Origin of the sequence: Pseudomonas mangiferae, assembly GCF_007109405.1 — a bacterium.
Classification (GTDB): domain Bacteria; phylum Pseudomonadota; class Gammaproteobacteria; order Pseudomonadales; family Pseudomonadaceae; genus Pseudomonas_T; species Pseudomonas_T mangiferae.
The window spans coordinates 122628-135312 of record NZ_VJOY01000008.1 but is presented as its reverse complement, the minus strand read 5'-3'; the positions used below and the strand labels follow the sequence as shown (position 1 = coordinate 135312).

14 protein-coding genes are annotated in these 12685 nt (G+C 65.2%); 12 read left to right on the top strand and 2 right to left on the bottom strand.

The window, feature by feature from the left end:
• Positions 1–21 precede the first annotated feature (21 nt).
• The 12 genes from fleN to FM069_RS12805 all read left to right on the top strand — a co-directional run bounded on the left by fleN (position 22) and on the right by FM069_RS12805 (position 10761).
• Entirely contained in the window at positions 22–900 is an 879-nt protein-coding gene (gene fleN / locus FM069_RS12860) for a flagellar synthesis regulator FleN (RefSeq protein ID WP_407681583.1), read from the top strand.
• On the top strand, positions 897–1643 hold the full coding sequence (gene fliA, locus FM069_RS12855) for an RNA polymerase sigma factor FliA (RefSeq protein WP_143488755.1): 747 nt from the start codon (positions 897–899) through the stop codon (positions 1641–1643). The genes fleN and fliA overlap by 4 nt, the downstream gene beginning before the upstream one ends.
• Positions 1644–1729: 86 nt before the next feature.
• Complete coding sequence (locus FM069_RS12850) at positions 1730–2104, top strand: chemotaxis response regulator CheY (protein WP_178106732.1); 375 nt, start codon at positions 1730–1732, stop codon at positions 2102–2104.
• 19 nt (positions 2105–2123) lie between these two features.
• Positions 2124–2912 carry a protein phosphatase CheZ gene (locus FM069_RS12845; RefSeq protein ID WP_143488753.1) on the top strand — a complete coding sequence of 263 codons (789 nt, stop codon included), beginning with the start codon at positions 2124–2126 and terminating at the stop codon, positions 2910–2912.
• Positions 2913–2924: 12 nt separating this feature from the next.
• Positions 2925–5171 carry a chemotaxis protein CheA gene (locus FM069_RS12840; protein ID WP_143488752.1) on the top strand — a complete coding sequence of 749 codons (2247 nt, stop codon included), beginning with the start codon at positions 2925–2927 and terminating at the stop codon, positions 5169–5171.
• A 43-nt stretch (positions 5172–5214) separates the two neighbouring features.
• The gene (locus FM069_RS12835) at positions 5215–6309 is read left to right on the top strand and encodes a protein-glutamate methylesterase/protein-glutamine glutaminase (protein WP_143488751.1); all 1095 of its coding nucleotides are present in this window, start codon (positions 5215–5217) and stop codon (positions 6307–6309) included.
• Complete coding sequence (locus FM069_RS12830; RefSeq protein WP_143488750.1) at positions 6309–7049, top strand: flagellar motor protein; 741 nt, start codon at positions 6309–6311, stop codon at positions 7047–7049. The genes FM069_RS12835 and FM069_RS12830 overlap by 1 nt, the downstream gene beginning before the upstream one ends.
• Positions 7050–7051: 2 nt before the next feature.
• A complete protein-coding gene (gene motD, locus FM069_RS12825; RefSeq protein WP_143488749.1) occupies positions 7052–7939 on the top strand; it encodes a flagellar motor protein MotD in 888 nt (295 codons plus the stop codon).
• A gap of 52 nt (positions 7940–7991) precedes the next feature.
• The gene (locus tag FM069_RS12820) at positions 7992–8780 is read left to right on the top strand and encodes a ParA family protein (protein WP_143488748.1); all 789 of its coding nucleotides are present in this window, start codon (positions 7992–7994) and stop codon (positions 8778–8780) included.
• An 86-nt stretch (positions 8781–8866) separates the two neighbouring features.
• The gene (locus tag FM069_RS12815; RefSeq protein WP_143488747.1) at positions 8867–9784 is read left to right on the top strand and encodes a CheW domain-containing protein; all 918 of its coding nucleotides are present in this window, start codon (positions 8867–8869) and stop codon (positions 9782–9784) included.
• Positions 9785–9881: 97 nt separating this feature from the next.
• Complete coding sequence (locus tag FM069_RS12810) at positions 9882–10361, top strand: chemotaxis protein CheW (RefSeq protein ID WP_143488746.1); 480 nt, start codon at positions 9882–9884, stop codon at positions 10359–10361.
• A 1-nt stretch (position 10362) separates the two neighbouring features.
• Positions 10363–10761, top strand: coding sequence for a DUF2802 domain-containing protein (locus FM069_RS12805; RefSeq protein WP_143488745.1), 399 nt, complete (start codon positions 10363–10365; stop codon positions 10759–10761).
• A gap of 6 nt (positions 10762–10767) precedes the next feature.
• Here FM069_RS12805 and FM069_RS12800 read toward each other — a convergent pair whose 3' ends face one another.
• Positions 10768–11106: an EscU/YscU/HrcU family type III secretion system export apparatus switch protein gene (locus FM069_RS12800; protein ID WP_143488744.1), complete on the bottom strand. Its 339-nt coding sequence runs from the start codon at positions 11104–11106 to the stop codon at positions 10768–10770.
• Positions 11103–12641 (bottom strand): flagellar hook-length control protein FliK, encoded by a 1539-nt coding sequence (gene fliK / locus FM069_RS12795; RefSeq protein ID WP_143488743.1) that lies wholly within the window; start codon positions 12639–12641, stop codon positions 11103–11105. Before fliK ends, FM069_RS12800 begins: the two co-directional genes overlap by 4 nt.
• Positions 12642–12685 lie beyond the last annotated feature (44 nt).

Genomic DNA, 12685 nt, shown 5'->3' with positions numbered 1-12685 from the left:
CTTTCATGACGAAGGGGCTCAATGAGCCAACAGGCCAGTCGACGTTACAAGGTGTGTAGAACCATGGGTAGTGTGCATCCCGTACAGGTGATCGCAGTGACCGGCGGCAAGGGCGGCGTCGGCAAGACCAACGTGTCCGTCAACCTGTCCCTGGCGCTGGCCGATCTCGGTCGCCGCGTCATGTTGCTCGACGCCGACCTCGGGCTGGCGAACGTCGACGTGCTGCTCGGCCTGAGCCCCAAGCGGACCCTGGCCGACGTCATCGACGGCGCCTGCGACCTGCGCGATGTGTTGATCCAGGGCCCGGGCGGCGTCCGCATCGTGCCGGCGGCCTCCGGCACCCAGAGCATGGTGCAGCTTTCGCCCATGCAGCACGCCGGCCTCATCCAGGCGTTCAGCGACATCAGCGAGAACCTCGACGTGCTGGTCATCGACACCGCGGCCGGCATCGGCGACGCGGTGGTCAGCTTCGTCCGCGCTGCCCAGGAAGTGATCGTGGTGGTGTGCGACGAGCCCACGTCCATCACTGATGCCTATGCCCTGATCAAGCTGCTCAACCGCGACTACGGCATGAATCGCTTCCGGGTACTGGCGAACATGGCGCACAGCCCCCAGGAGGGGCGCAATCTGTTTGCTAAGCTCACCAAGGTGACCGACCGTTTCCTCGATGACGTCGCGCTCCAGTACGTCGGTGCGGTGCCGTATGACGAATCAGTGCGCAAGGCGGTGCAGAAGCAGCGGGCGGTCTATGAAGCATTTCCGCGCTCGAAGTGCGCACTGGCGTTCAAGGCGATCGCCCAGAAGGTCGACAGTTGGCCCCTCCCGGCCAACCCGCGCGGCCACCTGGAGTTCTTCGTCGAGCGTCTGGTGCAGCAACCGGCCGCGGGAACGGCGGTATGACAGCAGCCAATGGACACCTTATGTACAACAAGGCCCGGGCGCAGGACTCACAACACCAACTGATCGAGCGTCATGCGCCGCTGGTCAAGCGCATCGCTTACCACCTGCTGGCGCGGCTGCCTGCCAGCGTGCAGGTGGAGGACCTGATGCAGGCAGGCATGATCGGCTTGCTGGAAGCCTCGAAGAAGTACGACGGCAGCAAGGGCGCCAGCTTCGAGACCTATGCCGGCATCCGCATCCGCGGCGCCATGCTGGACGAGGTGCGCAAGGGCGACTGGGCGCCCCGTTCGGTCCATCGCAACAGCCGCATGGTCAGCGATGCCATCCGGGCGGTGGAGGCGCGCACCGGCCGGGATGCTAAAGATCATGAGGTTGCCGCCGAACTTAAATTGAGTCTCGAGGATTACTACGGCATTCTGAGCGACACGTTGGGCAGCAAGCTGTTCAGCTTCGACGACCTGCTGCAGGACGGCGAGCACGGCGGCGTTCACGAAGACAGCGGAATCACCCACCTCGAGCCATCACGCGATCTGGAAGACGACCGTTTCCAGGCGGCGCTGGCTGACGCCATCGCCAACCTGCCTGAACGCGAGCGGCTGGTGTTGTCGCTGTATTACGACGAAGAGCTGAATCTCAAGGAAATCGGTGAAGTGCTGGGGGTCAGCGAGTCGCGGGTCAGCCAGTTGCACAGCCAGTGCGCGGCTCGCCTGCGCGTACGCCTGAGCGAGTGGCGCGCGAGCTGAATGGGCACGACCGGTTTCACGATTGATCGGCGCAGTCAGATAATGAGTGCGTTTAGGACTGTACGGAGGTCGACTTGGACAAGAACATGAAAATCCTCATCGTTGACGATTTCTCGACGATGCGACGGATCATCAAGAACCTCTTGCGCGATTTGGGTTTCACCAATACCGCCGAGGCCGATGACGGCACCAGCGCGTTGCCGATGCTGCACAGCGGTAACTTCGATTTCCTCGTTACCGACTGGAACATGCCCGGTATGACCGGCATCGACCTGCTGCGCGCGGTACGCGCCGACGAGCGCCTGAAGAGCCTGCCGGTGCTGATGGTTACCGCCGAGGCCAAGCGCGACCAGATCATCGAGGCGGCACAAGCCGGGGTGAATGGCTATGTGGTCAAGCCGTTCACCGCCCAGGTGCTTAAAGAGAAGATCGAGAAGATCTTCGAGCGGGTAAACGGCTGATGTCTCCGGTGAGGGCGCTATGGTGCAAAACGATTCGCAACCGGGCGACTTCGAGTCGACCCTGAAAGTCCATGCCCGCCAACTGGTCGACAGCCTGGAAAAAGGCAATTTCGGCGAGGCGGTGCAACTCATTCATGAACTCAATCAAGCACGCGACCGCGGGCTCTACCAAGAGGTGGGCAAGCTGACGCGGGAACTGCACAACGCGATCGTCAACTTCCAGCTCGATCCCCGTCTACCCCATGCCAGCGAGATCTCGCAGATCAGCGACGCGACCGATCGCCTGGCGTACGTGGTGAAGATGACCGAGAACGCGGCCAACCGCACCATGGACTTGGTGGAGGAAAGCGCGCCCCTGGTGAGCGGCATCGTCGAGGAAGCCCGCGCCCTCAGCGAAGACTGGGGCCGCTTCATGCGCCGCGAACTGGGGCCCGACGCGTTCCGCGACCTGGCCAAGCGCGTGGAGCAATTCTTTGCCCGCAGTCAACGCGACAGTGAACAACTTTCCGCTAGGCTGAACGATATCCTCCTGGCCCAGGACTACCAGGACCTCACGGGGCAGGTGATCAAACGGGTGACCAAGCTCGTCACGGAAGTGGAAAGCAATCTGCTCAAGCTGGTCCTCATGGCCAGCCAGGTCGATCGTTTCGCCGGTATCCAGCATGACCACGAGCAGTTGCGCGTCGAACAAGAAATGCAGCAGGGGCCGTCCCACGGCGAGGGTCCGCAAATCCATGCCGACACGCGCGAAGACGTGGTTTCCGGCCAGGACGATGTCGACGATCTGTTATCCAGCCTTGGGTTCTAGGGGAGCACGCACATGAGCTTCGGCGCCGATGAAGAAATCCTCCAGGATTTCCTGGTAGAGGCCGGCGAGATCCTCGAGCAGTTGTCCGAGCAACTGGTAGAGCTGGAAAGCCGACCGGATGACATGGACCTGCTCAACGCGATTTTCCGTGGCTTCCACACGGTGAAGGGCGGGGCGGGCTTCCTCCAGCTCAACGAGCTGGTGGAGTGCTGCCACATCGCGGAAAACGTGTTCGACGTCCTCCGCAAGGGCGAGCGTCGCGTGGACGCCGAGCTGATGGACGTGGTGCTGGAAGCGCTGGATGCCGTTAACGGCATGTTCAGCCAGGTGCGCGAGCGAGCCGAACCCACTCCGGCCTCGCCCGAATTGCTGGCGGCCCTGGCGCGCCTGGCCGAGCCAGCGGGCGCCGAGCCTGCCCCCGCGCCCGAACCAATTCCCGAACCCGAGCCACAACCCGCGCCGGTCCAGGCTGCGCCCACCGTGGGTGCTTCCAACGACATCACCGACAGCGAGTTCGAACAGCTTCTCGACGCCCTGGGCGACCAGCCTTCCGCGGTTCCCGCGGTGCAGGCCCCGGCTGAGGGTGGCGGGGATGAGATCACCGACGACGAATTCGAGGCCTTGCTGGATCAATTGCACGGCAAGGGCCAGTTCTCCGGTCCGGCCGCTGCTCCCGAGCCGGCCCCTTCCGCGGCACCTGCCGCGGAAAACGCCAGCGACGACATCACCGACGACGAATTCGAAGCGTTGCTGGACCAGTTGCACGGCAAGGGCAAGTTCGCTGCAGAGGCCGCACCCGTGGCCGCGCCGGCGCCTGCACCTGCCGCTCCAACACCCGGGACCCCCTCGGCGTCGAGCGATACCATCACCGAGGATGAGTTCGAGGCCCTGCTGGACCAATTGCATGGCAAGGGCAAGCCAGCGGCGGTGGCACCGCCTGCGCCAGCTCCGGCACCCGTGGCTCCGGCCAAGCCGGCCGCACCGGTACGCGCCGCTGCCCCGGTGCCTGCGCCCGCTCCTGCTGCCACTGCTGCGAAACCCGCCGCTGCGCCGGCCGCGCATCCCGCCGGTGACAAGGCAGCCGCGAGCGACACGGAAACCACCGTCCGGGTGGATACCGCGCGCCTCGACGAGATCATGAACATGGTCGGCGAGCTGGTGCTGGTGCGGAACCGCCTGGTCCGCCTGGGGTTGAACAGCGGCGACGAGGCCATGGCCAAGGCGGTCTCTAACCTGGATGTGGTGACGGCCGATCTGCAGACCTCGGTGATGAAGACCCGGATGCAGCCGATCAAGAAAGTCTTCGGCCGCTTCCCGCGTCTGGTCCGTGACCTGGCGCGCAACCTGAAGAAAGAAATCAACCTCGAGCTGGTGGGCGAGGAAACCGACCTCGACAAGAACCTGGTGGAGGCGCTCGCCGACCCGCTGGTCCACTTGGTGCGCAATGCCGTCGACCACGGCATCGAGACACCCGAGGAACGCGAGGCGGTGGGTAAGTCGCGTACTGGCCGGGTCGTGCTGTCGGCGGAGCAGGAGGGTGACCACATCCTGCTGATGATCACCGACGACGGCAAGGGAATGGACGCCAACATCCTGCGCGCCAAGGCCGTGGAAAAGGGCCTGCTGGACAAGGACGCGGCGGACCGCCTGACCGATCTGGAAAGCTACAACCTGATCTTCGCCCCGGGTTTTTCCACCAAGACCGAGATTTCCGACGTGTCCGGCCGTGGTGTCGGCATGGACGTGGTGAAGACCAAGATCTCCCAACTGAACGGCACGGTGAACGTGTTCTCGGTCAAGGGCCAGGGGTCGAAGATCGTCATCAAGGTACCGTTGACCCTGGCGATCATGCCGACGCTGATGGTGATGCTGGGCAACCAGGCCTTCGCGTTCCCGCTGGTCAACGTCAACGAGATCTTCCACCTCGACCTGTCCCGGACCAACGTGGTGGACGGCCAGGAAGTGGTGATCGTCCGGGACAAGGCGCTGCCGTTGTTCTACCTCAAGCGCTGGCTGGTCCGCGACGCGGCCTACGAGGAACAGGGCGAGGGCCACGTGGTGATCCTCTCGGTGGGGACCCAGCGCATCGGCTTCGTGGTCGACCAGCTGGTGGGGCAGGAAGAGGTGGTGATCAAGCCCTTGGGCAAGATGCTGCAGGGCACTCCGGGAATGTCCGGCGCCACCATCACCGGCGACGGGCGCATCGCGCTGATTCTCGACGTGCCGAGCATGCTCAAGCGTTACGCGCGTCGGGTCTGATCGTTAACGGCCGGCTCGGGGAGCCGGCCGCCTAGGAGTGTGTATGCCAGTCAAGGTTCTGGTGGTGGACGATTCGGGTTTCTTCCGCCGCCGCGTATCGGAAATCCTTTCCGCGGATCCCAACATCACCGTGGTCGGCACCGCGACCAACGGCCGCGAAGCCATCGACCAGGCGATGACGCTCAAGCCGGACGTCATCACCATGGACTACGAGATGCCGATGATGGACGGCATCACGGCGGTACGGAACATCATGCAGCGCTGTCCGACGCCGGTGCTGATGTTCTCGTCCCTCACCCACGAAGGTGCGCGGGTGACCCTGGATGCCCTGGATGCCGGGGCGGTGGACTACCTGCCGAAGAATTTCGACGACATCTCCCGCAACCCGGACCGGGTGCGGGCGCTGCTGTGCGAGAAGGTCCATACCATTGCCCGCAGCAACCGCCGGTTCAGCACGCCGACGCCCCCGCCTGCAGCGACCAGCCACGCCCCGGCCGCCTCGCCGGCCCCGGCACGTCCCGCGCCGACGCCTTCCGCTTCGTCCGGCGCCAGTATCAGTGCAGCTCCGAAGCGCAAGTCCTACAAGCTGGTGGCCATCGGGACGTCTACCGGCGGGCCGGTCGCCCTTCAGCGGGTACTGACCCAGCTGCCAGCCAATTTCCCGTCTCCCATCGTGCTGATCCAGCACATGCCCGCGGCGTTCACCAAAGCCTTCGCCGAGCGCCTGGACAAGCTGTGCCGGATTTCCGTGAAGGAAGCGGCGGACGGCGACGTGCTGCGCCCCGGGCTGGCGTTGCTGGCCCCGGGTGGCAAGCAGATGATGATCGACCCGCGTGGCGTGGTGAAGATTCTGCCGGGCGACGAGCGCCTGAACTACAAGCCCTGCGTGGACATCACCTTCGGCTCGGCCGCCAAGTCGTTCAACGATAAGGTCCTGGCGGTGGTGCTCACCGGCATGGGGGCCGACGGACGCGAGGGCGCCCGCCTGCTCAAGCAGGGCGGCAGCCAGGTGTGGGCCCAGGACGAAGCCAGCTGCGTAATCTACGGCATGCCCATGGCGGTCGTGAAAGCCAACCTCGCCGATGCGGTCTATGGGCTCGATGACATCGGCAGGCACCTGTCCGAGGCCTGCGTCTGATGGATGTACTCAGCCTTATCGGGTTGATCCTTGCGTTCGTCGCCATCGTTGGCGGCAATTATCTCGAAGGCGGACACGCCGGGGCGTTGTTGAATGGCCCGGCAGCCTTGATCGTCATTGGCGGGACCCTGGCGGCTGCCTTCCTGCAGATGCCGATGAACGTGTTCAAGCGGGCGCTGACCGTGCTGCGCTGGATCTTCTTTCCTCCCGCGGTGGATCTCGCCGGCGGTATCGCGCGGGTCGTGGGCTGGAGCCTGACCGCGCGCAAGGAGGGCCTGCTGGGCCTGGAGTCCGTGGCGGATGCCGAGCCGGACAGCTATGCACGCAAGGGCCTGCAGTTACTGGTGGATGGTGCCGAGCCGGAAGCCATTCGCAGCATCCTCGAAGTCGATCTCTACACGCAGGAAAGTCGTGACATCCAGGCCGCCAAGGTGTTCGAGAGCATGGGGGGCTACGCGCCCACCATCGGCATCATCGGGGCGGTGATGGGCCTGATCCATGTGATGGGCAACCTGGCCGACCCGAGCCAGCTGGGCAGCGGCATTGCCGTCGCCTTCGTCGCCACCATCTACGGCGTGAGCTTCGCCAACCTGCTGTTGTTGCCGATGGGCAACAAGCTCAAGGCCATCGTCATGCGTCAGTCGCGGTATCGGGAGATGCTGCTGGAAGGCATCCTGTCCATCGCCGAAGGCGAGAACCCGCGCTCCATCGAGTTGAAGCTGCAAGGCTTCATGGACTGACCATGGCTCGCCGGCGTCGCGAAGAAGAACACGAGAACCACGAGCGTTGGCTGGTCTCCTATGCCGACTTCATCACCCTGCTGTTCGCGTTCTTCGTGGTGATGTATTCGATTTCCTCCATCAACGAAGGCAAGTACAAAGTGCTGTCCGAGAGCCTGGTGGGGGTGTTCAGCGAGCCACAGCGCTCCATCAAGCCGATCCCGGTGGGAGACGAGCGACCACGGACCACCGAGCCGGACCGTTCCCTGGTGGAGGACAACGAGCAGACCCAATCGGCCATCGACGAACCGGGCGCCGACCCCCTGGAGAAGATCGCCTCCAGCGTGCGCGACGCCTTCGGCGACATGATCATGAGCGACCAGCTCACCATCCGCGGCAACGAGCTGTGGGTGGAGATCGAGCTGAGTTCCAGCCTGCTGTTCCCCAGTGGCGACGCCATCCCCACCAACGCCGCTTTTTCCATCATCGAGAAGGTCGCCAAGATCCTGGCGCCTTTCGAGAATCCCATCCACGTAGAAGGCTTCACCGACAACCTGCCGATCAAGACTTCCCAGTACCCCAGCAACTGGGAGCTATCGGCGGCGCGCTCGGCGAGCATTGTCAGGCTGCTGTCGATGTACGGCGTCAACCCGGGACGCCTGGCCGCGGTAGGCTATGGCGAGTTCCAGCCGGTGGCGGATAATGGCACGCCTGAGGGCCGGGCCAAGAATCGCCGAGTGGTCCTGGTGATTTCCCGCAACCTTGAAGTCCGCCGCAGTGTCAGTGGAGTAGGAAGCGCCCATGCCCAGCCGGATGCCGCGCTCAAGCGCGCTGGCACGCAACCTGCACCGGCCTCGGCGGGGCCGGCACCGGCAGAAGGTGCCGTCAATTCTCCGTCGTCTGCTCCCTGAGGGGCGGACGCCAGGTCTCGGTCGCCACGGCGCGGCCGGGAGGAAGTGAACGATGAGAGTCTGGGCAGTAGCCAATCAGAAAGGCGGGGTCGGCAAGACCACTACGTCCATCGCGCTGGCCGGCCTGCTGGCCGATTCCGGCAAGCGGGTGGTGGTGGTGGACCTCGATCCCCATGGGTCGATGACCAGCTATTTCGGCCATGATCCGGATTCGCTTGAACACAGCAGCTTCGACCTGTTCCTGCATCAGGGCGCGGTGCCCGATGGCTTGCCGCAGCAGTTGCTGCGGGAGACCAGCCACGAGCGCATCGCCCTTTTGCCGTCGAGCACCGCGCTGGCCACCCTGGAGCGCCAGTCGCCTGGGCAGAGCGGCCTGGGCCTGGTGGTGTCGAAGAGCCTGGCGCAGCTCTGGCAGGACTTCGATCACGCCATCATCGACAGCCCGCCGCTGCTGGGGGTGCTGATGGTGAATGCCCTCGCGGCAAGCCAGCAGTTGGTGATCCCGGTGCAGACGGAGTTCTTGGCGGTGAAGGGCCTGGAGCGCATGGTCAGCACCCTGGCGATGATCAATCGCTCCCGGCGCCAGGCATTGCCCTACACCATCGTCCCGACCCTGTTCGACCGGCGCACCCAAGCGTCGCTGAATACCCTGCGCCTGCTGCGCGACACCTACCCGGATCACCTGTGGCCGGCCTACATCCCCATCGACACGCGCTTGCGGGATGCCAGCCGGGCGGGCCTGACGCCGTCCCGCTTCGACGGCAACAGCCGGGCGGTCCTGGCCTACCGGGCGCTACTCAAGCACCTGCTGAACCAGCAGGTCGCCGCGCAGGTGGCCTGAAATGCCGTCTTGTGGTGAACTGGTCCGCTCAAGCTGCGCCGTGACCGGCCGATAGGCTGTTCGACTCTTTTTCGCAGGTCCTCATCATGAGCCGCACTCTCACCGCCACCCGTCCGCAAGTCGCGCTGCAGAACTACCTGGACGCGCTGTTGCAAGAAGCGTCGGTCGAGTTCGAGCCGGTGGCCGAACCGAAGACCGTGACGCCTGCGCCGGCCGTGGCACCGAAGCCGGTGGAGCGCGAAGTCGAGCCGAGCACGAAGCCGGACGTCCAGCAGAGCATCAGTCTCGACGAGTTCGAGGCGGCCGTGCTCGAAGAGCAGGTCCGCGATGCCCGCCTGGCCCCGGCACCGGCGCCGGTCGGGAAGCGCCGGTCGGAGCCGCCGCGCCCGGTCATCGAGACGCGGGTCGCGGAACCTACTCCGCTGGTGATTCCTATCGCCTCGCCGCTGCAACTGGTGGTGGAGCCGGTCGCCGACGTGGGCACGCAGGTCGAGACGCCGCCTGTGCCCGTGCCCGCCGCCGTCCGCGAGGATGGGCGACCCGCCTGGGCCGACGAGCCCTTCGAGTGCCTGTTGTTCGACGTGGCCGGCCTGACCCTGGCGGTACCGCTGGTGTGCCTGGGTTCCATCTACCCCTTGGAGGGCTCGGAGCTCACCCCGTTGTTCGGACAGCCGGACTGGTTCCTCGGTATCCTTCCGTGCCAGGCGGGCAACCTCAAGGTGCTGGACACCGCCCGCTGGGTGATGCCCGACCGCTACCGCGACGATTTTCGCGCCGGTCTGCAGTACGTGATTTCCGTGCAGGGCTACGAATGGGGCCTGGCGGTGCATCAGGTGAGTCGTTCGATCCGCCTCGACCCCAACGAGGTCAAGTGGCGCAGCCAGCGCAGTCAACGCCCCTGGCTGGCCGGCACGGTGATCGAACACATGTGCGCGCTGCTGGACGTATCCGCCCTGGCCGAACTGATCGCCAGCGGCGCCATCAAGCGCATGAGCCTGAATTGATCGAAAGCGAGCCTGCCCGCCCGGGGGGCTCTATAGTGATGACAACGGGGCAACCCCGCGCATGCCGCGACGGCGGTTCTAGACGAGGCTAGGGAACATGAAGAAAACGTCCGCACAGGGTTCCGAAGATCCGATTCTGCAATGGGTGACCTTCCGCCTGGACAACGAGACCTATGGCATCAACGTGATGCAGGTCCAGGAAGTCCTGCGCTACACCGAGATCGCGCCGGTCCCGGGCGCGCCCAGCTACGTGCTGGGGATCATCAACCTGCGCGGCAACGTGGTCACGGTGATCGACACCCGCCAGCGCTTCGGCCTGTCCTCGGCGGCTGTGACCGACAATACCCGCATCGTCATCATCGAAGCGGACAAGCAGGTGGTGGGGATACTCGTCGACAGCGTCGCCGAAGTGGTCTACCTGCGCCAGTCCGAGGTAGAGACTGCGCCCAACGTGGGCAACGAGGAGTCGGCCAAGTTCATCCAGGGCGTCTGCAACAAGAATGGCGAACTGCTGATCCTGGTCGAGCTGGACAAGATGATGAGCGAGGAAGAGTGGTCCGAGCTGGAGAGCATCTGACTTGCTGGAGTACGCGCTCATCGGCCTGGCGCTCGTCTGCATCGTGGCGCTGGGCGGTACCTGCATGTGGTTGGCCATGAGCCTGCGCCAGCAGGCCCACCTGCAGCACGAGCGCGATGCCTTGCGGGACCAGCGCCTCAAGGAGCTTTCCAAGCGGCTGGATGCCTACCTGACCGGTAGCGTGCGGATGGGCGAAGAATTGCAGGAGCTGCGCCGGGTCGTCGCGCCGCTGCCGGACAAGCTGCACCAGATCGAGCAGCGCGACCCCAGCAGCCTGTCCTTCACCCAGGCGGCGCGCCTGGTGGGTCTGGGCGCCAGCGTCGACGACCTCACTCAATCCTGTGGGCTGTCCAAGGCCGAAGCGGAGCTGGTCAGCAAGCTGCATCAGGCCCGGCACTGAGGCTTTTCAGCGCGGCGGCTCCAGCATCGGCAGGGGCGGCGGACTGACGTCCCGCTCGCCGGGTTCGGTCGCACTGAAGCCTTCCGGGCATTTCCCTTTCAGATACCAGGCGAACGCGATGATTTCCGCGAGGGTGCGATACAGTGCCTCGGGAATCGCATCGCCCAATTCGAGCTTCGCCAGCAAGCGCACCAGGTCCGCGTTCTCGTAGATCGGTACTTCGTATTCCCGGGCGATGGCGAGGATTTCCTCCGCCAGGGTATCGTCTCCCTTGGCGCTGAGGGTCGGGGCGTTCTGCCCGTCGTAGGCCAGGGCGATGGCCTGGCGGGGGGGCTGGCTGCTCATGCGGTTTCGTCGATCCAGCGGTGGTCTAGCACGGTACGCCGGCCCTGGGGCGGAACACCCTGGCGACAGTCCAGGTCGCCCACCGCGAGCCCGGCGGCCAGCAGCCGTTCCCGCAGGGTCGACAGTTCACCGTCGATCAGGGTGGCGGTATCCGACCGCTCTGCCCAGATCTGGCTCGACACACTGCCTCGCAGCAACTGCGCCTGAACCTGCATGGGCCCCAGGGGCGACAGGTCGAAGGCCAACTCCACCCGCCACAGGGCGTCCTGTTGCTCGCCCTTGGCGGCGCCGTCCTCCTCTCGCTGGACTTTTACCTGCAGCGGCACGATGTCCTGATGCTGGCGCATGGGCAGCTCCAGTTGCCAAGTGGTCAGCACCGTGCCGTCGGGGCCGACCTGGCTCTGGGCCAGGCTGGACAACTGGTGGGTCTGCAGCCGCGACACCGCAGCCGCGGCCAGTTTCAGCAACCCCTCCAGGTCGCCTTCCTTTTCCAGGGTTTGCACCAGTCGCGCTGGGAGCGGAAAGGTGATGCCTTGCTGGCGTAGGCCATTCTGGCCCAGCGCGCCGAGGGCGTTGCGGACGAAGGCTGGCAGCGCCTGGGTCAGGGCGGCGGCGACGTTCGCGGCGGCGGGCAGCGAACCCGCACCATTGGGCAGGCTGGGCGCCATCTGTGCGATCAGTCGCAGCAGGTTGGCCTTGAGGTCCTGGGCCAATGCACCGGTCTGGCCTGCCAGCAGCTTGGCCTCCAGCAATAGCCCGCTGTCGCCCATGGCCTTGGACAGGCCCGAGGGGTCGCTCAGTTTCTGCAGATCGGGGAGGGCGTCCAGCAGGTCGTCCAGGGATGCCTGCATGTCGCCCGGCAGGTTGCTGCTCAGCCCTTGCAGCGCCTTGAACAGGGCGTCCAGGGAACCCTGGCGGCTTTGCTGCCCGCTGAGTTGCTGGGTGACCTCTAGCTGATCCAGCTGCAGGCTCAGGGGAATGAACTGGAGGGACTGGGCGCCCCGGACCTGCGCAGTGAGCAGGCTCCCCAGGGGCAGCGGCTGGCTGCTGTCCATCGCGATGCGCTGGCCACCGAGTGGCCCGTTGAGCAATTGGGCAACGATGCGGAAAAGGGTCTTCTGGGTCTGCTCCTGGACCATCTGCTGGCTGGCCACCACCTTGCCTTGCAGCAGAGTGCCGACCGGCACCTGGTCGAGGTCCAGGCTCTCCAGGGGCAGGCCGGCACCGGCCTGGGCGATGACTGCCAGACGGGTCTCCGACAATGCCGTGACATTCACCGCGCTGCCCGGTGGTAAAGCCCGGGGGCTTTCGGCCTCCACGGTGGTTTCGCGGCCATTGTCCAGGGTCAGCTTCAACAGGACCTGAAAGCTCTGGGCGGTTTCCTGCACCGCGACCACTTCGGCCTTGGCGCTCTGGCCGGGGCCGAGCAGGCCGTCCAGCGGTTGCAACAGCTTCAGCGCCAGGTCGGCGCCGGCGTTGCTGCGGTTCGCCGGCAGGTTAGGGGGGAGGGGGCGGGTTCCGCTGATTTCAGACATTACCGGCTACAACCTGTCGAAAATGCCCGCTTCGGGGTCGGGAC